Below are 22787 nucleotides of genomic sequence, written 5' to 3' on the forward strand. Positions count from 1 at the left end.
TATGTTTAAGAGGGTGAACAGGCTCTAAGGCAAATACCGCGCCGCCATATCGGCAATGCGTCGGGTAGCGCCGCCCGCGCTGGTGCTGAACGCCAATGCCTTCCATCCCATGGACTGCCGCAGCTCCGGGTCACCAAACAGTCGCTGCAATGCGCGCGCAAGATCAGCCACATCTTGCACGCGCCAGGCAGCCTTGGCGTCGATAGCAAGCTCGGTGGCAGCTGCAAAATTGAACGTATGCGGGCCTATCAGCACCGGCTTCCCCATCGCGCTCGCCTCAATCAGGTTCTGCCCACCCAGCGGTTGCAGGCTGCCACCGATAAACGCCGCATCGCAGGCTGCATAGTAGGCAAACATTTCCCCCATGCTGTCGCCCAGCACCACCTGCACGCTTGCAGGCACAGCCGAATCCAGCCGGGAACGCCTCAGGAAATGGATGCCGCGTTTTGTCAGCAGGTTGGCGGCTTCGTCAAACCGTTGCGGATGGCGCGGCACGATCACCGTCAATAACTGCGGAATATTAGCCGCAGCCACCGCATCGAGGATAATGGCCTCCTCGCCATCGCGCGTGCTCGCAGCAAGAAATACCGGCCGCGCATTGCCGAAATAGCCGCGCAAGGTAGCGCCCAGTTCCGCGGCTGCCGCGGGCGGCGTGACGTCGAATTTGAGGTTGCCGGTCACCTCAACCGGCAGCTCTCCGTCACGGTCACTCGCCAATGCCTGCAAGCGTTCGGCATCCTGCACGGTCTGCGCGGCAATTGCCGTCAATTGCCGCAAGCCGTCGCCAGCCAAGCGTCCCAAACGCGCATAACCCTGCGCCGATTTTGCGGAAAGCCGCGCATTGACCAGCAGGATGGGAATGTTGCGCGCCTTGCAGCCCGCAATCAGGTTGAACCACAACTCAGTTTCCATGAGCATGCCCAGCTTGGGCTGGAAATGCTTGAGGAAGCGCGCCACCGCGCCTGGCGTGTCATAAGGCAGGTAGCAGCGCAGCACGCCGTCGCCGAACAACTGCTGCCCGGCCTCGCGCCCGGTGGGCGTCGCATGGGTGATCAGAATCTGGTATTGCGGATAGCGCTGCTGCAATTCCTTGATGAGCGGCGCGGCGCCCCGGGTTTCACCCACCGATACGCAGTGCATCCAGATAACGGGGCTCGTCACCGGTACCCGGAAAAACCCGAAGCGCTCCGCCCAATGCCGCAAATATTCCTGCTGGCGCAGGCCTCGCCAGAGCAAGCGCAATGGTGCAAAAGGCAATAAAAGGTAAATAAGCAGGGTATAAAGTGAACGCGGCATGGCGCAATTTTCTCATGATTGCCGCCGACTTGTATAACATCTGGCCAGAAGGAAAGCATAATCACATAATCTGGGCACTAGCATGCTGCTTAAGTGAATGGCAAACATTCATCCATTGATGGCGACAACAGCACCCGACTCAAAAGAGGAGAGATCATGATCACGACATTGCGAGACTTGAACGGGCTTGGCCAGACACCCGCATTATTGAAAGACTCGGCCCTGATTCTGATTGACTGCCAGAACACCTACCGCGAAGGCCTCATGAAACTGGAAGGGGTGGAGCCTGCACTGGAAGAGGCCAAACGCTTGTTGGGGAAAGCACGCGAACTCAAGGTGCCCGTGATTCATATCCAGCATGATTCAGGCGAAGGAACACTATATGACATTCGCGCCCATATCGGCCAGATCGTGGATGTGGTCGCTCCCATTAAAAACGAAGTGGTCATTACCAAGCATTATCCCAACTCTTTTGTGGGAACGAACCTGGATGAAGTCTTGCAGGCCAACGGTATTAAAAGCATTGTGCTGGCGGGCTTTATGACGCACATGTGCATCAATTCCACGGCGCATGGTGGCTTCAATCTTGGATATGCACCTACTATTGTCGCCAGTGCAACCGCAACCCGGGCGCTTCCCGGTGCGGATGGCACCATTATCCCAGCAGCCGAGGTACAGAAGGGGGCACTGGCCTCCACGCGGGATTTGTATGCCGGGATTGCCAATTCAGTGGATGAAGTAATTTAGGCGTAAAACAGCATGGAGGTTGAATGGGTTGCGACCACCTAGCCCCAACTCATCGCTCATGCCTGCTCACCTGTAATCTGAGTTGGTTGACACAGCCCATAACCCCCAGCAAACGATTTTCCACCATCAAAACAAAACGAAGCAAGGACTCACCCTGCTCCAAAGCATTGCACGCAAAAGGCATACGCCCAGCATGCCCTTTTTCGATGCATGACCGCCATCCTCATGCACCAAAAAACACGCTTGACCAACACAATAAAATGACATAACTTTGCATTCAATCACTACATGTTGTGGTCAAACCGTGATCTGCAACAAAAGCCTGTGTATCCAGAAACGGCGCATCTAGCCACAAAAACTAAAGAGGAAATTCCATGCTCAAGGCCGTGAAATCTGCCAAACTAGCCGATCAGGAATCAGCAGTGCAAGAGGTGACGATGCAGTCAGTTTCTTTGGACATCTGGGACAAGAAATACCGCCTGAAAACCAAGCAAGGCAGTTTCATCGACCAGGACATAGACGATACCTACAAGCGTGTGGCGCGCGCCTTGGCAGATGTGGAAACCGAGGAAAAGCGCGGCCTGTGGTTCGACAAGTTCCTCTGGGCGTTGCGCCGCGGGGCGATCCCGGCTGGCCGTATCACCTCCAACGCTGGCGCATTGGAGCACAAGCCCGCCACCAGCACCATCAACTGCACCGTCTCCGGCATTGTCGAAGACAGCATGGACGGCATCCTGGAGAAAGTGCATGAAGCCGGCCTGACCTTGAAGGCAGGCTGCGGCATCGGCTATGAATTCTCCACCCTGCGCCCCAAGGGCGCTTTCGTCGCCGGCGCGGGCGCTTACACCAGCGGCCCGCTCTCGTTCATGGATATCTACGACAAGATGTGCTTCACCGTCTCCTCCGCCGGCGGCCGCCGCGGCGCGCAGATGGCGACCTTCGACATCTCGCATCCCGACGTGACCGATTTCATCAAGGCCAAGCGCGAAGCTGGACGCCTGCGCCAGTTCAACCTGTCCACCCTGATCACCAGGGAATTCATGGAAGCCGTGAAGGCAGATGCAGAATGGAAACTCGCATTTCCAGTCACTGAAAAGGAAGCGATCGCAGACGATCTGGACCTCAGCAATCCCGAGCAAGTGGTCTGGCGCGAATGGCCAGTGAAAGGCAGGTACCTCACCCGTAAATCCGACGGCAAGGTGGCCTGCCGCGTCTACAAGACCATCAAGGCGCAGCGCCTGTGGGACGTGATCATGTCCTCCACCTACGATTTCGCCGAGCCAGGCTTCATCCTCATCGACCGCGTCAACGAGATGAACAACAATTGGTACTGCGAGAACATCCGCGCCACCAACCCCTGCGGCGAACAGCCCCTGCCGCCTTACGGCGCCTGCCTGCTCGGCTCGGTCAACCTGACCAAGTTCGTGCGCCAGCCGTTTACCGAGAACGCTTATTTCGACTGGAACGAATACCGCGAAGTCGTCGCCATCTTCACCCGCATGCTCGACAACGTCGTCGAAATCAACGGCCTGCCGTTGCAACAGCAGCGTGACGAAATCGCCCGTAAGCGCCGTCATGGCATGGGCTACCTGGGCCTGGGCTCCACGCTCACCATGCTCAAGATGAAATATGGCGATCCCGACTCTCTCACTTTTACCGAAGAAGTCACCAAGGTCATGGCCGAGGTCGGCTGGGAAGTTGGCGTGGAACTCTCGGAGGAAAAAGGCCCTGCACCGATCATGGAGGAAGAATTCGAGATCACCGCCGACCTGTTGTCCAAGCGCCCGGAAATGGCGAAAGACGGCATCAAGCTCGGCGACAAGGTCAAGGGCAAGGTGCTCATGAGCCTTTACAGCCGCTACATGCAGCAATTCCCGGAAAAGCTGCGCAAGCAGATCGCCAAGACCGGCTCGCGCTTCAGCCACCACAGCTCGATCGCGCCGACCGGCACCATCTCGCTCAGCCTGGCCAACAACGCCAGCAATGGCATCGAGCCGTCGTTCGCGCACCACTACAGCCGCAACGTCATCCGCGAAGGCAAGAAATCCAAGGAAAAGGTCGACGTGTTCTCCTACGAACTGCTCGCCTACCGCGAACTGGTCAACCCGAACGCGATGCCATTCTCCGACAAGGCAGAAGAGCAATTGCCGGAATACTTCCTGGATTCCTCCACCATAGCAGCGAAGGCCCATGTAGACATCCAGGCCGCTGCGCAGAAATGGATCGACAGTTCCATTTCCAAGACCATCAACGTGCCGACCGATTACGATTTCAACGACTTCAAGGACATCTACCTCTACGCCTACGAGAGGGGCCTGAAAGGCTGCACCACCTTCCGCTTCAACCCCGAAGCTTTCCAGGGCGTGCTGGTGACAGAGAAGGACCTCGAGAACACCACCTACAAGTTCACCCTGGACGACGGCACCGTGATCGAGGCCAAGGGCAACGAGGAAATCGAGTACGACGGCGAAATCCACAGCGCCGCCAATCTCTACGACGCCCTCAAGGAAGGGTATTACGGCAAGTTCTAAAACACATCGCAAGCAAGCGGACTCTTACATCCGCTTGCTTGTCCCAGTGGCGCAAGCGCACAGGAGACGAACATGGCAATCAAGATAGACAAAAAAATCACCGGTTACAACGTGGTTACCGAAGAAGACCGGGTCAAGGCCGAACAAGCCGTGGCCGAGAAACAGGCGCATGAACAGAAACTCGCCGAAATCGTGCAGCTGGGCGAACCACTGAGCCGCCCGGACATGCTGGTAGGCAACACCTACAAGATCAAGACCCCTGTCACCGAACATGCGCTCTACATCACCATCAACGATGTCGTCATGAATGAAGGCACACCGCAGGAACACCGCCGCCCGTTCGAGATATTCATCAACTCCAAGAACATGGAACACTTCCAGTGGATAGTGGCGCTCACCCGCGTGATGTCCGCCACCTTCCGCAAGGGCGGCGACATCACCTTCCTGGTGGAAGAGCTCAAGAGCGTGTTCGAGCCCAGCGGCGGCTACTTCAAGAAGGGCGGGAAGTACATCCCCAGCCTGGTTGCCGAGATCGGCGAAGTGCTGGAACAGCACCTCTACCAGATCGGCATGTTGAAAAAATCTGGCCCCGACGAGCACCAGCAAAAACTCATCAACGAAAAGCGCACCGAATACATGGAAAAACACGCCAAGCCAAGCGCTGAAACCAATGCCGAAGGCTTCCCGCCCGGCGCGCAGCTTTGCAACAAGTGCCAAACCAAGGCCGCCATTGTGATGGACGGGTGCCTCACTTGCCTCAATTGCGGCGATAGTAAATGTAGTTGAGAAAAAAGCCGCTCAAGAGAGCGGCTTTTTTCTACAACTTAGTTAATTATTTAACTATCCATCCTCAAAAAGCGTACTTAAAGGTCAGCATGGCATTTCTTGGCTCACCGTAATAGCCTGAATTATAGAAACCTATATTGGTGTAATACTTTTTGTCGAAGACGTTATTCACATTCAAGTTTGCCGATAATTGCTTGCTGATTTGGTACCTGGCCATCAGATCAACTACCCCATAAGCTGACTGTGAAAACTCCTCGGTACGGCCGAGCACTCGGTTGTTAATCATCTGCCAGCCCTTGCTTTGCCAACGTCCACCGCCGCCTATGGTCAACTGATCCAGCCTGCCCTTGAACTTGTAGCTACTGAAAATCGTGAACTGGTCTTCCGGTTCCCAGGTTGAAACCTTGTCACCATGTTCGTCCCTGATAATCTTGTGGGTGAAACCAGCTTGCACTTGCCAACCTGGTGCCAACTGACCGGAGATTTCAGCCTCAAAGCCCCTGGTCTTGGCATTAATCGCCTTGTAGGCATCACTGATGGCAGGGTTAGTAGGGTTGCTGTTGTAGAGTCGGTCCGATTCTGGCCGGTTGTCCTGATGCACCTCGAAGTAGGCGAGGCTGGCATTCAGGGCACCATTGAAGAACTCTCCCTTAAGGCCCGCTTCATAATTCTGGCCCTCGTTCGGCTCAAGCAGTTTGTTGCTGCTGCTGCGGTAATAGGTTTGCGGCATGAAAATATCGGTATAGCTCGCGTAGAGCGAATAATTCTGGTTGAGCTTATACACAGTGCCTATATAGGGCACGAGCCTGCCAGATTCCCGTGACTCTTCATCCGGATTAGCCAGGTGATAGTTAGCCACGCGAGTGCCTAGCAACAGCGACCAATCGTCTGCCAGATTGAACCTGGCAGTGACATAGCCGCCAGTTTGTTTGACTACTTCATCTTGTCGGGAGCTGACCGGCCCCCAATCAGGTTCCGTAATATTGCCATTCCACTGGGAAAAATCTGGAACCGTATTATTGATATAGGTCAGGTCCCAGTAATCCTTGCCAGTCCAGTGCGAGCGGGAGGCTGAAGCACCCACCACCAGCTCGTGGGTGCGGCCAAACCATTCAAATGGGCCACTAGCGTACGCATCTAGAGCATTACTCTTAGTTTCGCCGGTGTACTTGTTGGCGTAGATTGATGCTGTGCCGTCGGCCCTGGGGTAATTGCCCTGAATCGAACCCAGAGGCGCGTCATAGCCATTGGTCTGGTGGTTGAATTGCAGCTTGCCTACCCAACCACCATCGAATTTGTGTTCCAGAGTAGAAAACACTGTGCGCGTATCCTGCTCCCAGCGGCTCCATTTGGCGCCATTATTGAATGAGCGTGAGATGGAGTTACGGCCGCCACTGCTATTGAATAATGGGAAGCTACCCGACCATCCCGAGCCCTTGGGGTCGTTATTCTGATAGTCGGCACCCACCGTCAGCAGCGTCTGTGGGCCGAGGTCGAATTCCAGAATACCGTAAAACACGCCAGTCTTGCGCTCGTAATGATCCATGAAGGATTGCCTGTCCTGGTAGGCAATCACGGTTCTGCCACGCACATTGCCACTCTCGGTCAAAGGGCCGCTTACATCCAGTTGCGTGCGGTAGTTATCCCATGAACCTGCCCCCAGCGTGAACTCACCACGAAGCTCGCTGGTAGGTTTCTTGCGCACCAGGTTGATGGTCGCACCTATGGAGCCAGCCCCAGTCAGCAAACCTGTCGCGCCTTTCAATACCTCGACGCGATCATAGATCGCCATATCACTGAGGGTTTGACCTGCCGAATACGCCGCGTTGCGTAGTGAGGGAATACCATCGTACTGGAAGTTCTCGACAGCAAAACCACGCGCCCAGTAATTGGTACGTTCGCTGTCGTAGTGCGAGACTGTGATGCCTGGGGTATGCCGCATCACATCATCAATGGAGTTTAGATTAAAATCGTCGATGTGCTGCCTGGTTACAACGGTAATCGATTGCGGGGTTTCACTGGGCTTCAGCACTAGGCGGGTGGCAGTGGCAATGGTACCTGGCGTGTAAGAACCGGTATCTTCGGTGATGGAGCCCAGCTGATTGCTGACCACTTTGACTTCAGGCAATACTGCCAAATCCTTATCCGGCGACTGGCCGATTTTTGCCAGAGGCTTCAAGCTGTAGCTACCATCCAACTGCCTCATGGCTTGCAGGCTAGTCCCTTGCAAAAGATGCGCCAGACCTTCCTCCACCGTGTAATCCCCCTTTAATCCCGCGCTGCTGAGCTTGGCGGTAGTGGAGCTTGGATATGAAAGCAGGATGCCTGCCTCCTTGCCGAATTCGGTAAGGGCAGATTCCAGCGAACCTGCAGGAATATCAAAAGCCTTACGGGAAGATACCGCCTGCAGGGTTTCGGCGGCCATGACCTGGCCATAGGTCATGCTGCTGAAAGCAGTCATCGTAAACAGGCTGGCGACAGCGACTGAAACAACCTTTGACCTGGCTGAGTTTTGAGACAAGTGTGTAAACATGCAGATTTCCTGAGCAATGAATGATAGTTTTCATCATCCATGTCTCTTGAGAATAGAAATCAGCCCACTTTAATTACAATATTTTTGCCTGTTGGGCTGATTTTCTTTAATACCGGGCTGAAACAATCTGTTAGCAGGCAGCAAACCTTGCTGATTGGAACATATTCTGGATTGGACTTGCCGCGAAACAGGCTAAGCTGGCCCTCAAACAGGCATCAGATTGACCCAGTAGCGCGTGATGTACTGAATCTTCAATGGCAGGATACTGGCAAGATTCTTTAGTATCAGTTCGGTATCGGCCAGAGGGAATGAACCTGAAATCCTCAGATCAGCCAGTGCCGGGTCGCAGCGCACAATGCCACGGCGATGGCGTCCCAGCTCCCGCAGGAAATCCTCCAGCCGCATCTGGCTGACCACCAGCATCCCATCTACCCAGGCCACGCTGCGCTCGCTCCAGGGCAGGCGCTCACCCAGGCCATGCACACTGAACATGACCAGCTCGCCAGGCATGACAATGATCTCCTGCTGCGGCAGCCCTGCCGCACTCAAAGCTACTTTGCCTTCCAGCACTGCCAGCTGACTGAAATCCTGATCCAGCCTGACATTGAAGCGCGTACCCAGTGGCTGCATCAGCCCATGGTGTGTGGCAACCTGCATTGGACGCTGTTGCGCATCCTTGGCAGTTGCCACCATGATTTCACCCCTGAGCAAGTCGATTTTTCTGTGCTGGGCCGTGTAGCGGACGTTCACCGCACTATTGGAATTCAGCATCAGCTGCGTGCCATCAGCCAGGCGCAATGTCTTGTATTCGCCTGTGCCGGTGTACTCATCCGCTTGCCAGTCAGTCCAGCTATCACTTTGCGTCAGCACCCACCCACTGCCAGTGGCAAATATCAGCATGGATAACATCTTGATGGAACGGCGGCGGCCAGCAGACTGGGGCGCAGCCATGGCCGCCTGTGCCATGGCACTGCCCAAGGCAGTTGAAGCTCCACTGAGGTTGGCATTCACTTCAGCGATACGCTGCCAGGCACGCAGGTGATCGGGATCCTGGCTCAACCAGTCGGCTAACTGCTGATGCAGCTTGGCATCGTCAGAACCCTTGATTTCAACCAACCATTCCACGGCTTTTTGCGCCACGCGCGCGGGGATGGATTTCGGGTCTATCCTGGCGCCTGCATTGGAATCCTGCTTGAGGCCGGTCAAAGTATCGTGACCCACGGGAGTCAATCTGGACTACTGGCGAAATAGCACTGGGTGCCCGCACGCACCAAGTAGCGCTTGACCGTGGTGATCGACACCCCGAGCAGTTCGCCTATCTGTGCATGACCCAGGCCATCCAGCTGCGAATAAAGAAAAGCCCGCTTGACGGCCAAGGGAAGGCCATCCAGCAATTGATCTATGGTCAGCAAAGTCTCAATCAGGATGGCGCGCTCTTCAGGAGAAGGCGCGGTGGCTTCGGGAATTTGCAACAACGTCAGTTCATATGCGCGTTCAATCTTTTCCCGGCGCCAGTAATTACTTAAAACCCTTTGCGCGACAGTCAGCAAAAATGCCCTGGGTTCCTGCATCACCACCAGCTCCTGCTTGACTAACAAGCGCAGGAAGGTGTCATGGGAAAGATCAGCCGCCAAGTGCGTACAACCAAGCTTTTTTCTCAGCCAAGCATGCAGCCAACCGTGGTGGGCCCCATACAGATCGGCCAGTTGATTCTGCGAGGGATGCTTTCCTGTCGCTTGCAATTCGTATCCCTCAAGACTGTTTATAAATAATAACGATTATCATTGTATCGATTGTCTTGAGGAAACTCAATTGGGGACTTTTGCCATTTCTAGCTTTGGGCACGGATAGGCGCCTGAAGGTCGGTCTTAATGGGCAAGTAGCTTGCTTATAAGCTTCAATGCCTGCGCCACTAGCTGAGAATACTCAAATATTTAATACCTTAACTCTTATTTTCCAAGGCATTGATTTTATTTATTTCAAGCACTCACTTGATGCGTGACGCATCGTTATTTACCTTAGATTTGATAGGGTATCCGGCAAACCCCATAGAGATATTGGTGGCAACAGTTTCCAGTGTGCCGCCGATAGAAATCGGGCCATATCCCTGCGCAGCCACATTGAGCGTCTTCTGCTGATCCTTGGGTAGAGCTTTAGGCAGGATGACTTGAAGTACCTGGTTGCTTGGCGGTAGTGGGACAATACATGGAAAAACACGCCAAACCAGGCGCTAAAACCAATGCCGAAGTTTTCCCGCTTACACCAAGACTCCAGCTTAATCTTTAAAGCTCATAAAAAAACCCCTTCTTGAGCAAAAGAAGGGGGAAGTGATAAAACCCTCAATAGAGGAGATTTATCAATGGAGGCTAAGAAATAAGAATTGCCATTTACAGGCTAAATACATTGAGGGCGCCACCACCAGGAGCCGCATTCCACTGCTTCAGCTCCTTGTAACCACCCGCGGCACCGAGCGCATCATTGTCATTTTCAAGACCCATATTCATCGCTACGCCAGCCCAACCACCAATACCGGAGAGCACGCCAACGTATTGCTTGCCTTTGTGAGTGTATGTGAAAGCATTACCAATCACACCGGAACCCACCTGGAATTTCCAGAGCTCCTTACCACTTTGCGCATCAACAGCCTTGAACCAACGGTCCAGAGTACCGTAGAACACCAGGTCAGAAGCCGTAGTCAGAACACCACCCCAGGCAGAGAACTTCTCCTTGTTGTACCACTTGCTCTTGTTGGTCATTGGGTCATAAGCGGCAAAGCCGCCCATGACCCCATCCGGACCGGCGAACATGGTCAAGGTCGCGCCCACCCATGGCTGGCCAGCAACGTATTTGGACTCAACCGGCTCATAGGTCATACAAACGTGGTTGAGTGGGGAATACATAAGACCGGTACGCGGAGAATAAGCAGCAGGCTGTTGGTCCTTGGTACCCAGCGCGGCAGGGCAGATACCCTTGGTGTTGTAGTCCTGATGGGTGGAATATTTGGCATCCTTGTGCGGAATGCCAGTCTTCAAGTCGATGTGAGTCGCCCAGTTGACAAATGGGTGAACCTTTTCAGCGGAAACCAGAGTACCGGTACCAGCTTCCCATGTGTACGCAAAACCATTGCGGTCATGGTGCCAAGCATAGGTCTTGCCCTTGTTCTCAAACAAGATGACTTCATTAATACCATCGTAATCCCACTCGTCATGAGGCGTCATCTGATATCCCCAACGGGCCAAGCCGGTATCGACATCCCGGGCAAAGATGGTCATGGACCACTTGTTGTCGCCAGGGCGCACGTCCGGGTTCCAAACGGATGGGTTTGCAGTTCCGTAGTAAACCAGGTTCGTCTTGGGATCATATGGGAACCAACCCCAAACCGAGGCACCGCCATGCTGCCAGCCATCCTTCACAGCCTGCGGCTTGAGCCAGGTCTTCAAGCCCAAATCTGTTTCGGGAAACTTCAGTTTTTCCTTAGGCAGCGCCTTGAAGGAGCCGCCTTCCTTGTTGCCGCCGTTGATATCCTCATAAACGGACAAGGCGCTGTAATGCGGATTCTCTTTATTGAAGTCCTTGCCGATCAGGACATCGGAATCAGGGCCGGTATGGTAGGCCCGCCAAGCGAGAGACCCATCCTTGATGTTGTAGGCGGAGAAATGACAACGGACACCATACTCGGCACCAGAGCAACCGGTGAGCACCTTGTCCTTAATCACATGCGGCGCATTGGTAGTGGTTTCCCCTACCTTGGGATCGGCTACTTTAGCATCCCAGACTTTTTGACCGGTCTTGGCGTCAAGGGCTACCAGCGTGCCATCGTTCTGCCCCAGGAATATCTTGCCATCACCATAGCCCAAACCGCGGTTAACGACGTCGCAGCACATCACGGCCTGAACAGAGGGGTCCTGCTTCGGAAAGTAAGCCCACACGATCTTCTGGTTATTGTTCAGGTCGAGGGCGTATACGTTGTTGGGGAATGCTGTATGTACATATAGCATGTTCCCAACTACAACAGGGGAGCCTTCGTGACCACGGTTCACCCCGGTAGCGAACTGCCACGCTGCCTTGACATTCTTGACATTGCTCTTATTGATTTGGTTAAGAGTGCTGTACCCCTGATTATCATATTGTCCTCGGGGGTGTACCCAATTATTGGCATCTTTCATGGCAGCTTCCATATCGGCTGCAGCATATAATGACAACGGTGCCGATGCCGCCATGCCCAAGGCAAGGCTCACAACCAGATTAACCTTTTTGATTTTCATGTTGCCTTCTCCATAGTAATGATTGCAATTCCAGAGCCTGATTCAGAACCAAACACTTGAATGCAGCGGCTTGGTCCCAACCCAGCCCTGTATTTATCAAATCCCATCAAGACGGAACTCCTCCCGTGATTGGAGATTTGCCTGGCTTATGCCAGTGGAGGTACTATAGACAGACCTGTCTGACTTTGCAACTGTTATCTATTTCAGTCGTAAGAATCGGACAGTTATAATGCCTTCGCGGGCTACATGAATTCGAGAATGTAGAAATTTATGATCACTCAAAATGCAAAAAGCATTTTTGCTGCCAACCAGTTGGCAGAAGCGATGCGTGCCCAAGGAAAAAAGCCGGTAAAAAGGTTGGGCGGTTTGGCAATGGCCTTGTCTTTATTGGGTAGCCAGGCCTCTGACAAAGAGCTCTTCCGACAAGGGATTGAAAAAATCCAAACAGACGACCTGGAGTTATTGCGGCAACTAATCACGCCCGAGGTAAACAAAGCTGGCGTGCCGCAGTCAGACTCGATTGCAGAACAGATATTGATGGTGCTTGTCGGCACTCTGCAAATGGAGGCGAGAAAAGACGCTTCTGTCTCCTGGCCTATCGCAGTCAGCGCAATTGAAGCATTGTTACAGAATTCCAAGCGGTCGCTCGTACTCCGATATGCGGCACCTATAGTGGGAGCATTATTCTTTGCTACAACAGGATTGATCAGCTATCAGTTTTTCTTCCTGCCCAAGGTGACCAGCAAACCTATCCCGGTAGAGCTGCTGGCTATCGTCCCGGAAGACCCCAAAGTACCCAATCCTTATGTACCCAGCCATTTCTACACCATGCGGCAGAACATGGAAAAAATGAAATGCCAGTTTCCCCAGGCCGCCATGCTTCCTGAAGAACAGCGTTCAGCCTTCCTTAACTTCATCAATACGGGGGAAATAGCGCTCACAGAACTTACCAGCCTGCAATTGGCTTTATCCAAGGTGCACTGCACCTATCCTTCCTTAACAGGTCGGCAAGAACATTTGAGATAACCTCAACGGCCAAGAGAGGACCGAATCAGGAGAATGGCGGCTTGTTTTGCCCTTGCAGTGGCTCCCCGGCCGGGACTTAGGCGTTCAACCAACGAGGCACCCTCAAATAGCATGATGATTTGCTGACTGATGGATTCGGGTTCTACCATCCCCGCCTCTTTTGCCAAGTCAACAATATAGGCCTGCAGCTCGTTCGATAGCCTCACAGAGTACTGATGCACTGGGTGTTTTGGATCCGGAAACTCGACCGATGCCAAATGGAAGGGTAAGCCCTTCGAACGCTGGGTCAGGATGTGCTGCTCCAGCAAACTGCACAATTGGACCAGCTTATCAGCCGGTTCAGCCGGTTTCTCCTTGAGTCCTTGGCTGAGCCGGTCAATAAAACTATCTGCGTTTCTTTTCAAAAACGCGATGACCAGAAGGTCCTTGCTAGGGAAATGTTTGTACAACGTCGCTTTAGCCACTCCAGCCTCTGCAATGATCGTATCCACCCCTGAAGCATGAATCCCCCTGGACTCAAACAGGTTGCTTGCAACATTTAGGATTTTTGTCCTTATGTCTTCAAGAGTCATAGCCCCTCCTGAAATGAATATGTTGTACTGCTATATAAAATGACTTTAATAGATTCACAAAACAACCGCCTAGTTCGGAGTCTAAATGACAAGTGAGTGACTGCTTCATTGTCAACTTTAAGCCAATTGTATCCTATTCCTTTGATATCAATGCCGTATTCGTTGATCTCGGTTTTCATACTGCAGAGCAGCCCACACATTGATCAGTAACTTAGAAGACCTGCCCATACGCTTTACCTGCATGTTCACAAGAACAAACCGTTGGCGGCTGTAGTGGATGAAGCCTAAATCCTTGCCCATGCCTTCGGTTTACTCAATGGCTGTTCGGTATGTCTTCATTAAGATCGGAAAACAATTTAGCGGCTGAACCTAGTGCAGTGTGCACCATTGCACACATCAGGTTTCAGCCGCAATTCGCTTCACGCACCTGAAACCGACATGGCTGGTCGTCGTATCGATCGAATGGGGATGGCGCGCGGCAGGCCTGTACCGGCGGCAATAGTTGTCTGCGCACAAATGCGAGCCGCCTTTCAATACCTTGCGGGGGAAATGGCTGTCAGCCTGGTTGATGCTTTCCTCGCGCGTGCCGCCGCGCGGATTGGATGGAATGCAGCAGCTTTTCACATTCCCCCGGGGCTGGGAATACCAGTCGGCGGTCAGTTCCCATACGTTGCCGATCATGTCATACAGGCCGTATCCATTGGGCGGAAAGCTGCCTACCGGCGATGTCCTCTCCCAGCCATCGAGCAAGGTGTTGGCATGCGGAAACTCGCCTTGCCAGTAATTGGCGAGCATTTTGCCTTCGGGCGCCAGTTCGTCACCCCAGGCAAACTCTTTGCCTTCCAGGCCGCCTCTTGCGGCAAATTCCCACTCCGCCTCAGTCGGCAATGATTTTCCGGCCCATGCTGCGTAGGCCTCGGCATCACTCCAGGCAATATGCACAACCGGGTGATGTTCCAGGCCCTCGGTCGAGCTTCCCGGCCCCAGGGGCTCGCGCCAATTCGCGCCGATACCAAATTCCCACCACTGCACCACCCGCAAATCGACCTTTGCGGGTGGTGGCATAAATACCAATGAGCCTGCATACGCCAGTTCAGGCTGCATGCCGGGATAGTCTTTTGGGTCCGGCGCGGTTTCAGCGAATGTCACATGACCAGTCGCCGCGACGAAGCTGGCGAATTCGGCATTGGTGACCGGGGTGATGTCGATCCAGAAAGGGTCGACGCGAACGTTACGCACCGGCGCTTCTTCGGGGTAATAGCGCTCGGAACCCATGGCAAAGGCTCCCCCTGGTATATAAATCATTCCCGCTGGGGCGCTGGGCACACTGTTTATGTTCTCGTCTGTCATGCTGTTTAGATATCGCACATTCTGTATAGGAACAAGTATTTTATCGGACCATGGCCTTTTTATTATCTGCCTTTGATTTGATAGGGCGCAAAACGGTCCGCCTTGATACGGTATCCGGCAAACCCCATGGAAGTATTGCTGGCGACAGTTTCCAGTGTGCCGCTGACAGAAACCGGGCCATATTCCTGCGCAGCCGCATCGATTGTCTTTTGCTGGTCCTTGGGCAATATTTTAGGCAGGATGACGTGAATCACCTGGTTGCTTGGCGGCGGTGGAACATGGATGCATGCGCCAAAGTACGGAACCAGCAAGAACTCGCGAATCTTCGTGCCATTCATATCCAGAGGCACCACGAAGCCGGGAATCTGGACGCGTTGACTGTTCAGTCCCGGCACGACAGGGGCATCGTTCCAGGCGCTGCGCATCTGTTCCAGCGCCTCGATCGCACGAGGGTCGGCATCGTCCAGCTTATCCAAGTCCAAGCCCTTGATCGCCTGCATGGGGTCCCAGTCGGCCGGGATCATGTCATCCCAGTCCAGCACGCGGTAGCTAGCATTTGCCTTTGGCGCCGCTTTGGTATTGCCGACACGCTCGCCAACTTGATAATCGGCTGCAATGCTGTGCGGGCAGTTGGCTATTGCAAGCAGGATCAGGCCCAGCATGCATTGAACAGTCTTCATTTACATTCCAATCACGATTACACCCTGGGTGTCAGTCCATCAGCCAGGGAAAGCCGGTAGGCCCTGTAAGCAGGCAACAAGCTGGCCAGGAGCCCGATCAGCATGACTGCCCCCATGAGCTTGAATTCTCCAATACTGGGCAAGCTCATTGTCATTGCGACGCCAAATTTCTCTTGCATGATTGGCGCAGCACCGATGGTAACCCCGCTCAGCAGGGCCAGGCCGATGACGATACCAGCCAATGTGACAAATACGCCCTCATAGGTAAGCAGCATTAATATTTCCCGTGGCTGCGCCCCCACCGAGCGCAAGATGGCAAGCTCCCGCCTGCGCTCATTCAACCCTGCCATGATGACGGCCACCAGGCCACTCAGGCTTACCACCACGACTATCACTGACACTGCCAGTAGGCTTTTCTCGGCGACGCCAACCACCTGCCACAATTGCTCCAATGCAACGCCCGGCATCACGGCAAGCAATGCCTCATCTTTGTTTTCATTCACCGCCCGTTGAACGCGGAATACCGCAGCACGGCTTTTAAGACCAATCAGCGCGGCGGTAATTTCCTTGGGCTGCAGGTCAAATTTGCGCACATATTCCTGCGGGATATGAAAGCCTGGCGGCTGTATCCCGCCCGCCCAATCAAGGTGGATTGCACTGATGGCTTCAAGGCTGACATGGACGGTACGATCAACCGGCGTCCCAGTTGGCTTAAGAATCCCCGTTACGACAAATGGCTTGTCCTTATGCTCTGGCAGGCCGCCAAGTCCCATTCCATGGCTCAAGGTAATACGGCTGCCTAGCTTGTAGCCCAGCCGCTCAGCAACCTCAGCGCCCAACACGGTATCGAATGTCGATGAAAACGGCCGCCCTGCGGCAAATCGCAATGCCAGGTTGTCTCCATAGTGATAGTGCTTGAAATAATCCTGGTTGGTGCCAAGCACCGGAAACCCATGATGCGAATCGCCCAGTGAAATAGGCACGCTCCATGCAACCAGTGGCTGTTGCGCCAGCTTCTCGTAGCTGGACCAGCTGATGTTGTTGGTTGCCTCTCCTACGCGGAACACGGCATATAGCATGAGCTGTACCGGACTGGTACGCGCGCCCACAATCAGGTCTGTGCCAGACACCGATAGGCTAAAACCCTTATGTGCCTGCTCACGCAGACGTTCAACGCCCAGCAGCAGAGTGACACTTAAGGCGACTGCCATCACGGTCAAACCGAGGGTCAATTTACGATTCCACGCGCTACGGGCTGCCAGGACCAATAAATACTTCATGCTCATGTCTGCCGGGAAACACGGTTGATTTCGTCAAGCGCAACCTTGCGGTCAAAGCTGGCAGCCAGCCTTTGGTCGTGGCTCACAAACATCAAGGTGGCACTTGCCGTCGCGCATTCCTGCATCAGCAGATCAAGAAATGCCCGCTGACGCTGCGCGTCCAGCGAGGATGTCGGTTCATCGGCAATAATGATTTCAGGCTTGCCAATCAATGCCCTTGCAGCGGCGACCCGCTGTTGCTGCCCCACACTCAAGGCAGTGACTGGCCGCAACCAGAGATCAGCATGAATATCCAGCGCCTTAAGCAGGCGATGGGCCTCTTGCGCCATATCGCCCTTGATATTGTTGCGCCGGTATTGGGAAAAACGGCAAGGCAGCAATACATTTTCCAATACGGAAAGATAGGGAATCAGGTTGAATTGCTGAAACAAAAAGCCGATATGGTCAGCACGGAAGCGGTCCCTTGCCGTCCCTTTCAATAAATTGAGCTGTTGCCCAAGTATCGTGACGGCGCCAGTTTGCGGGATATGCACCCCGCCGAGAATCCCCAGCAAAGTGCTTTTACCGCTTCCACTCGGCCCATGCAGAAAAACATGCTCTCCCGGCATGACAACAAGCGAGTCGATATCCAGGCAATCCTGCTGCGCCAGGGGCCAGCGAAACTGGAAATTCTCAAGCTGGATGACAGGAGACACCATGCTTACCAGGCGACCCTGTTTTGTTTTACGGTCAACTTTGCCGCTTTTTGCCCCCGATCTGTCACGATTTGTACGTTAATTTCGTGCAGATTCGGAAACAGCTTGAATAGCTGTATGGTTACTTCCGTCAATTGACCCGGCTGCCGGCATTCGTATAAAAACTCGGCATCAACATCAGCATGCTCACTGTCATCGCTGGCGGGTTGATCATTGAAAACTGGAGAATCCAGCGTGGTGCCGGTACTCCTGCATTCTGCCTTTGACGGCAATGCAAACAATTGAGCAGGCGCTGACAACTGCTTTTTCAGCAACACTACAGCGGTCTTTTCCTGTTCATTGCGAGGCGCATGTTCAAACCCCAAGAAGCTCTGCAAGGGGCTTTCCAGGGCCAGGGTCAATGTCTTGCCATCCACGGCAATATTCAATTTGGCAACCCCATGCACATGGGCATGGGGCTGATGTGCAAATGCCTGGGCTTGAGCCAATATCATGCCGGCGCCCACTGCATACACTGTTAACTTAAACAATACATTCATACCCACTCCTTTTATCTTACCTATCCAACGTCTCCATCAGTGGATTAATGATGAAGATGCTGGGCCAGCAACGACGTCGCAATGCCGGAAAGTATCAATCCAAGCTGGATTGCCCCATCTTTCAGTGATCTCTTGCGGTGCAACTCCGGTACCAGGTCGGCGACAGCAATGTAGATAAAGCTCGACCCCGCAATCACCAGAATCACGGGAATGGCAGCCTGTGCCGACTCCAATGCAAGCCATCCCAACACTCCGCCCAGCACCATGGCGGCTCCGGACAAGGCATTGAGGAACAAGGCCCGGCGCTTGGACAAACCTGAATCCAGCAACACCATGAAGTCAGAGATTTCCTGTGGAATCTCATGCGCCATCACCGTAACGGCGGCAGCCCAACCCAATGCCGGATCGGTTAAAAATGCGGCGGCAATCAGAATGCCATCGACAAAATTGTGCAGTCCGTCGCCAATCACGATCATGGACACTTTGTGATGTGGCAATATTTCATGATGCCCATGCCGCCACAATGCCATCTTCTCCAACAAAAAGAAGGCAATGATGCCGGCCAGTAATATCCAACCTGCATCATGTAGCGGCAACCCCTGCTCAACAGCTTCCGGCAACATGTCTGTCAACGCAAATGTCAGCAAGACGCCAACGGCAAAAGCCACCATTTTGTCGGCGAATTTGGTCAATATCGTCAGTGACACCATGGATGCCAACAACACAGAGACAACACCACCCACTAGCGTAGCAACGAGAATGGACAACAGGATCATGACAATTTGCTTTGGATATTTACTTCGAAGAGTTGAGGACAATCACTTGTGAGTCATCATTGTAATCATGCGCTTCCAATTAATGCAACAATGTTGCAAATTTTACTGAGCAACCATATCATCTGATCCGTATTTATTTCACCATCCTGAATCTGTTTCAGTTCAAGGTTTCTACAGATAATACCTGTCGCCACCTCCTGTTGATAAAGGAATTGGCAACCCCTTGAACCCGCGGAATCTCAGGCATGCCCATATCGAATATCCAATCCGTCAACAAGCGCGACCAGCTCATCATCCTGGATACCGGGGAAGTGTTGAGCATCTCGGTTGAGCAGATATTCAAGGTCAATTTTTATATGAATGAATCGATTGTCGGCTACCTGCAGTTCGAATCGCTTTCTTCATTGAACAACCTTGAAATGCGCCCTATTTATAAAGTCCGCGAGGAGTCGTTTGAACACCCGGTGCTGGCAGCCGAGGCCGATCATTTGCGCGCCGCGGCGATTGCGCTTTATCAGTCATATACCAATGGCAAGATCATGATGGGCAAGGAAAGCCAGACTTTGCATTAACTCTCGACCCGCTGCTTGCGATAAGCCCATTGATACAGCATCGGCAACACCAGCAAGGTCAGTGCGGTTGAGGAGAGGATGCCGCCAATCACCACCGTTGCCAGCGGCCGCTGCACCTCGGCCCCGGTGCCTGTGGCAATCGCCATCGGGATAAACCCGAGCGAGGCGACAAGCGCGGTCATCAGCACCGGGCGCAGGCGTGTCAACGCACCTTCGTGCACCGCCTCAGGCAACGGCCTGCCTTGCTCGCGCAAATGGCGGATGAAGGAAAGCATCACCAGCCCGTTCAAGACTGCCACCCCTGACAGGGCAATAAATCCGACCCCGGCAGAAATGGAGAACGGAATGTCGCGCAGCCAGAGCGCGGCAATGCCGCCAGTCAGTGCAAAGGGGATGCCGGTGAAAACCAGCAGGCCGTCCTTGACGTTGTTGAACATCATGAACAGCAAGGCGAACACCAGGAGTAATGCGACTGGCACCACAATCTGCAAGCGCTTGCTGGCCGATTGCAGATTCTCGAACTGGCCGCCCCAGGTTATCCAGTAACCGCTCGGCACCCGCACCTGGCGGTTGATGGATGCCTCTGCCGCCTCAATGAAGGAGCCCAAATCCCGCCCGCGCACATTGGCGCTCACAACAACGCGCCGCTTGCCGTTTTCCCGGCTGATCTGGTTCGGGCCTTCCACAATGTCCAGAGTCGCCACCTCGCCCAATGGAATGTAGCTTGCCTGCAACTGGTTAATGCCTTTAGGCAGGGGAACCGGCAATTGCCTCAGCGCTGCAAGATCGCTCCTGGCGTGTTCAGCCAGTCGCACCACAATGTCAAAACGCCTATCTCCCTGGAACAGGATGCCGGCATCGCGACCGCCAACGGCAATACTCACCGCATCCTGCACATCGGCGACATTGAGGCCATAACGTACGGTTTTTTCACGGTCGATATTCACGTTGAGGACGGGCAGGCCCGTGGTTTGCTCCACCTTGATCTCGGCAGCGCCGGGGATGGATTGCAGCACTGCCGCAATCCGGTTGCCGGTAACGTTGAGAACATCCATGTCGTCGCCAAACACCTTGACGGCGACATCGCTGCGCACGCCGGAAATCAATTCATTGAAACGTAGCTGTATCGGCTGCGAGAATTCGTAGTTGTTGCCCGGCAGCGTTGCTGCTGCCTGCTGGATAGCGCTCAGCAATGCTTCACGGCTTTTGCCGGGGTCTGGCCATTGATCCCTGGGCTTGAGCATGATGGTGCCATCGGAAATGTTCGGCGGCATGGGATCAGAAGCAATCTCAGCCGTGCCGGTACGGGAGAAAACACGCTCGATTTCCGGGAATTGCGCTTTCAATGTACGCTCGATTTCCTGCTGCATGGCGACAGATTGCGTGAGGCTGGTGCTGGGAATGCGCGATGCCTGGATGACAAAATCACCCTCATTCAGGCTGGGGATGAACTCGCTGCCCATGCGCGTTACCAGCACGCCGCTTAGGAAAACCACGGCAATGGTGAACACAGCCACTACCGGCTTGTTTTCCATCACCCAGGCCAGCAACTGCGCATAATGCTGCCTGGCATGGCGCATGAGCGCATTTTCTTTTTCGGCAACCGGACCGCTGACAAAAATCGCCACCGCAGCCGGGACAAAGGTGAGCGACAGCATCATGGCGCCTGCGAGGGCGATCACCACGGTATAGGCCATGGGGTGGAACATCTTGCCTTCCACGCCCGTGAGCGCGAAGATCGGCAGGTACACCATCATGATGATGAGCTGGCCGAAAACTAACGGCCGGCGCGCCTCCTGCGCTGCAGAGAAGACTTCGGCAAAACGCTCTTCGCGCGTGAGCAAGCGCCCATGCTGTTGTTGGGCATGCGCCAGGCGGCGCATGCAATTCTCGACGATCACCACCGCGCCATCAATGATGATGCCGAAATCCAGTGCGCCCAGGCTCATGAGGTTGGCGCTCACCTTGTTGACCACCATGCCGCTGAAGGTGAACAGCATTGCCAGCGGAATCACCATGGCCGTAATCACCGCCGCACGGATATTGCCGAGGAACAGGAACAGCACCGCAATTACCAGCACCGCGCCTTCCAACAGGTTGTTCCTGACAGTGTTGATGGCCTTGTCCACCAGCACGGTGCGGTCATAGACCGGAATCGCCACCACGCCTTGCGGCAAGGTCTTGTTGATTTCCTTAAGCCGCGCAGCCACAGCTTGCGCCACCGCACGGCTATTCTCGCCCATCAGCATGAACACCGTGCCCAGCACTACCTCCCGGCCGTTTTCCGTCGCAGCGCCTGTGCGCAACTCACGGCCCATGCCCACTTCGCCAATATCCCGGATGCGGATCGGCACACCGCCCACATTGCTGACGATGATGTTCTGAATTTGCTCTATCGTGGCAACTTGCCCTGGTACGCGCACCAGGTATTGCTCGCCATTTTTCTCGATATAGCCTGCGCCAGCATTGGCATTGTTGCGCTCTAGCGCCGTGATCACATCCTGCAGACTCAGGCCATAGGAGGACAAACGGGCAGGGTGGGGCGCCACCTGGTATTCCTTGGCAAATCCACCGATGGCGTTGATTTCGGTCACGCCGGGCACTGTGCGCAGTTGCGGCTTGATGATCCAGTCCTGGATCTCGCGCAGGTCAGTGGGCGTATATGGGCTGCCATCGGGCTTTGTGGCGCCTTCCTCGCTTTCCACTGTCCACTGGTAAATTTCTCCCAGGCCAGTGGAAATCGGCCCCATCTGCGATGAAATGCCTGCAGGCAGAGTTTCCCTGGCGCTTTGCAGGCGCTCGTTGACCAACTGCCGTGCAAAGTAGATGTCCGTGCCATCCTCAAACACCACCGTCACCTGGGACAGGCCATAACGCGAAATGGAACGCACCTGCCTGAGATGCGGCAATCCCGCCATGGCAGTCTCGATAGGGTAGGTGGCACGCTGCTCGGTCTCCAGCGGCGAATAGCCCGGCGCAGCAGTGTTGATCTGCACCTGCACATTGGTAATGTCCGGCACTGCGTCAATCGATAGCTGCTGGTAACTGAAAATCCCAAGCGCTGCCATGGCAAACACCCCGGCCAACACCAGCCAACGATAGTCAATCGCGGCGCGCAATATGCGTTCAATCATGCTGG

The 22787-nt window shown here is 54.2% G+C and carries 19 protein-coding genes; 5 read left to right on the top strand and 14 right to left on the bottom strand.

Annotated elements, in window-relative coordinates:
• Positions 1-24: 24 nt before the first annotated feature.
• Positions 25-1296, bottom strand: coding sequence for a lipid IV(A) 3-deoxy-D-manno-octulosonic acid transferase (gene waaA, locus LG198_RS08460; protein WP_230342737.1), 1272 nt, complete (start codon positions 1294-1296; stop codon positions 25-27).
• A 156-nt stretch (positions 1297-1452) separates the two neighbouring features.
• Between waaA and LG198_RS08465 the strand changes: the two genes are divergently transcribed.
• The 3 genes from LG198_RS08465 to LG198_RS08475 all read left to right on the top strand — a co-directional run bounded on the left by LG198_RS08465 (position 1453) and on the right by LG198_RS08475 (position 5360).
• Entirely contained in the window at positions 1453-2043 is a 591-nt protein-coding gene (locus LG198_RS08465) for a cysteine hydrolase family protein (RefSeq protein WP_230342738.1), read from the top strand.
• Between the two features lie 374 nt (positions 2044-2417).
• Positions 2418-4574, top strand: coding sequence for an adenosylcobalamin-dependent ribonucleoside-diphosphate reductase (locus LG198_RS08470; RefSeq protein WP_230342739.1), 2157 nt, complete (start codon positions 2418-2420; stop codon positions 4572-4574).
• A 72-nt stretch (positions 4575-4646) separates the two neighbouring features.
• Complete coding sequence (locus LG198_RS08475) at positions 4647-5360, top strand: TSCPD domain-containing protein (protein ID WP_230342740.1); 714 nt, start codon at positions 4647-4649, stop codon at positions 5358-5360.
• Positions 5361-5424: 64 nt separating this feature from the next.
• Here the strand turns inward: LG198_RS08475 and LG198_RS08480 are convergent, their stop codons facing one another.
• The 5 genes from LG198_RS08480 to LG198_RS08495 all read right to left on the bottom strand — a co-directional run bounded on the left by LG198_RS08480 (position 5425) and on the right by LG198_RS08495 (position 12158).
• A complete protein-coding gene (locus LG198_RS08480; protein ID WP_328485182.1) occupies positions 5425-7893 on the bottom strand; it encodes a TonB-dependent siderophore receptor in 2469 nt (822 codons plus the stop codon).
• 204 nt (positions 7894-8097) lie between these two features.
• Positions 8098-9114 carry a FecR domain-containing protein gene (locus tag LG198_RS08485; protein WP_230342741.1) on the bottom strand — a complete coding sequence of 339 codons (1017 nt, stop codon included), beginning with the start codon at positions 9112-9114 and terminating at the stop codon, positions 8098-8100.
• 5 nt (positions 9115-9119) lie between these two features.
• Complete coding sequence (locus LG198_RS08490; protein WP_230342742.1) at positions 9120-9635, bottom strand: sigma-70 family RNA polymerase sigma factor; 516 nt, start codon at positions 9633-9635, stop codon at positions 9120-9122.
• A 245-nt stretch (positions 9636-9880) separates the two neighbouring features.
• The gene (locus tag LG198_RS14435) at positions 9881-10120 is read right to left on the bottom strand and encodes a DUF3299 domain-containing protein (protein ID WP_407659185.1); all 240 of its coding nucleotides are present in this window, start codon (positions 10118-10120) and stop codon (positions 9881-9883) included.
• Positions 10121-10280: 160 nt separating this feature from the next.
• Complete coding sequence (locus LG198_RS08495) at positions 10281-12158, bottom strand: methanol/ethanol family PQQ-dependent dehydrogenase (protein ID WP_230342743.1); 1878 nt, start codon at positions 12156-12158, stop codon at positions 10281-10283.
• A 270-nt stretch (positions 12159-12428) separates the two neighbouring features.
• Here LG198_RS08495 and LG198_RS08500 point away from each other — a divergent pair, with 270 nt between their 5' ends.
• Entirely contained in the window at positions 12429-13184 is a 756-nt protein-coding gene (locus LG198_RS08500; protein ID WP_230342744.1) for a hypothetical protein, read from the top strand.
• A gap of 2 nt (positions 13185-13186) precedes the next feature.
• Here the strand turns inward: LG198_RS08500 and LG198_RS08505 are convergent, their stop codons facing one another.
• The 7 genes from LG198_RS08505 to LG198_RS08535 all read right to left on the bottom strand — a co-directional run bounded on the left by LG198_RS08505 (position 13187) and on the right by LG198_RS08535 (position 19076).
• Entirely contained in the window at positions 13187-13756 is a 570-nt protein-coding gene (locus LG198_RS08505) for a TetR/AcrR family transcriptional regulator (protein WP_230342745.1), read from the bottom strand.
• A 396-nt stretch (positions 13757-14152) separates the two neighbouring features.
• Positions 14153-15106, bottom strand: a complete 954-nt coding sequence (locus tag LG198_RS08510; protein ID WP_328485186.1) for a formylglycine-generating enzyme family protein — start codon at positions 15104-15106, stop codon at positions 14153-14155.
• A 62-nt stretch (positions 15107-15168) separates the two neighbouring features.
• Positions 15169-15786, bottom strand: coding sequence for a DUF3299 domain-containing protein (locus LG198_RS08515; protein WP_230342747.1), 618 nt, complete (start codon positions 15784-15786; stop codon positions 15169-15171).
• Between the two features lie 17 nt (positions 15787-15803).
• Complete coding sequence (locus LG198_RS08520; protein WP_230342748.1) at positions 15804-17066, bottom strand: ABC transporter permease; 1263 nt, start codon at positions 17064-17066, stop codon at positions 15804-15806.
• Between the two features lie 2 nt (positions 17067-17068).
• Positions 17069-17764, bottom strand: a complete 696-nt coding sequence (locus tag LG198_RS08525; protein ID WP_230342749.1) for an ABC transporter ATP-binding protein — start codon at positions 17762-17764, stop codon at positions 17069-17071.
• A gap of 2 nt (positions 17765-17766) precedes the next feature.
• Positions 17767-18300, bottom strand: coding sequence for a DUF2796 domain-containing protein (locus tag LG198_RS08530; protein ID WP_230342750.1), 534 nt, complete (start codon positions 18298-18300; stop codon positions 17767-17769).
• A gap of 44 nt (positions 18301-18344) precedes the next feature.
• The gene (locus tag LG198_RS08535; RefSeq protein ID WP_230342751.1) at positions 18345-19076 is read right to left on the bottom strand and encodes a ZIP family metal transporter; all 732 of its coding nucleotides are present in this window, start codon (positions 19074-19076) and stop codon (positions 18345-18347) included.
• 245 nt (positions 19077-19321) lie between these two features.
• On the opposite strand from LG198_RS08535, the gene LG198_RS08540 reads away from it, so the two are divergent.
• Complete coding sequence (locus LG198_RS08540) at positions 19322-19648, top strand: hypothetical protein (RefSeq protein WP_230342752.1); 327 nt, start codon at positions 19322-19324, stop codon at positions 19646-19648.
• On the opposite strand, the gene LG198_RS08545 is transcribed toward LG198_RS08540, so the two are convergent.
• A complete protein-coding gene (locus tag LG198_RS08545; RefSeq protein ID WP_230342753.1) occupies positions 19645-22782 on the bottom strand; it encodes an efflux RND transporter permease subunit in 3138 nt (1045 codons plus the stop codon). The two genes, LG198_RS08540 and LG198_RS08545, sit on opposite strands and share 4 nt — an antisense overlap.
• Positions 22783-22787: the final 5 nt, after the last annotated feature.

Origin of the sequence: Methylobacillus arboreus, from assembly GCF_020532725.1 — a bacterium.
Taxonomy (GTDB): domain Bacteria; phylum Pseudomonadota; class Gammaproteobacteria; order Burkholderiales; family Methylophilaceae; genus Methylobacillus; species Methylobacillus arboreus.

Bases quoted from the DNA above. Each gene is read 5' to 3' on its own strand.
- LG198_RS08510 (WP_328485186.1), bottom strand. From the start codon at position 15,106: ATGACAGACGAGAACATAAACAGTGTGCCCAGCGCCCCAGCGGGAATG.
- LG198_RS08505 (WP_230342745.1), bottom strand. From the start codon at position 13,756: ATGACTCTTGAAGACATAAGGACAAAAATCCTAAATGTTGCAAGCAAC.
- LG198_RS08540 (WP_230342752.1), top strand. From the start codon at position 19,322: ATGCCCATATCGAATATCCAATCCGTCAACAAGCGCGACCAGCTCATC.
- LG198_RS08530 (WP_230342750.1), bottom strand. From the start codon at position 18,300: ATGAATGTATTGTTTAAGTTAACAGTGTATGCAGTGGGCGCCGGCATG.
- LG198_RS08535 (WP_230342751.1), bottom strand. From the start codon at position 19,076: ATGATCCTGTTGTCCATTCTCGTTGCTACGCTAGTGGGTGGTGTTGTC.
- LG198_RS08475 (WP_230342740.1), top strand. From the start codon at position 4,647: ATGGCAATCAAGATAGACAAAAAAATCACCGGTTACAACGTGGTTACC.
- LG198_RS08495 (WP_230342743.1), bottom strand. From the start codon at position 12,158: ATGAAAATCAAAAAGGTTAATCTGGTTGTGAGCCTTGCCTTGGGCATG.
- LG198_RS08515 (WP_230342747.1), bottom strand. From the start codon at position 15,786: ATGAAGACTGTTCAATGCATGCTGGGCCTGATCCTGCTTGCAATAGCC.
- LG198_RS08470 (WP_230342739.1), top strand. From the start codon at position 2,418: ATGCTCAAGGCCGTGAAATCTGCCAAACTAGCCGATCAGGAATCAGCA.
- LG198_RS08480 (WP_328485182.1), bottom strand. From the start codon at position 7,893: ATGTTTACACACTTGTCTCAAAACTCAGCCAGGTCAAAGGTTGTTTCA.
- waaA (WP_230342737.1), bottom strand. From the start codon at position 1,296: ATGCCGCGTTCACTTTATACCCTGCTTATTTACCTTTTATTGCCTTTT.
- LG198_RS08465 (WP_230342738.1), top strand. From the start codon at position 1,453: ATGATCACGACATTGCGAGACTTGAACGGGCTTGGCCAGACACCCGCA.
- LG198_RS08525 (WP_230342749.1), bottom strand. From the start codon at position 17,764: ATGGTGTCTCCTGTCATCCAGCTTGAGAATTTCCAGTTTCGCTGGCCC.
- LG198_RS08545 (WP_230342753.1), bottom strand. From the start codon at position 22,782: ATGATTGAACGCATATTGCGCGCCGCGATTGACTATCGTTGGCTGGTG.
- LG198_RS08500 (WP_230342744.1), top strand. From the start codon at position 12,429: ATGATCACTCAAAATGCAAAAAGCATTTTTGCTGCCAACCAGTTGGCA.
- LG198_RS08520 (WP_230342748.1), bottom strand. From the start codon at position 17,066: ATGAAGTATTTATTGGTCCTGGCAGCCCGTAGCGCGTGGAATCGTAAA.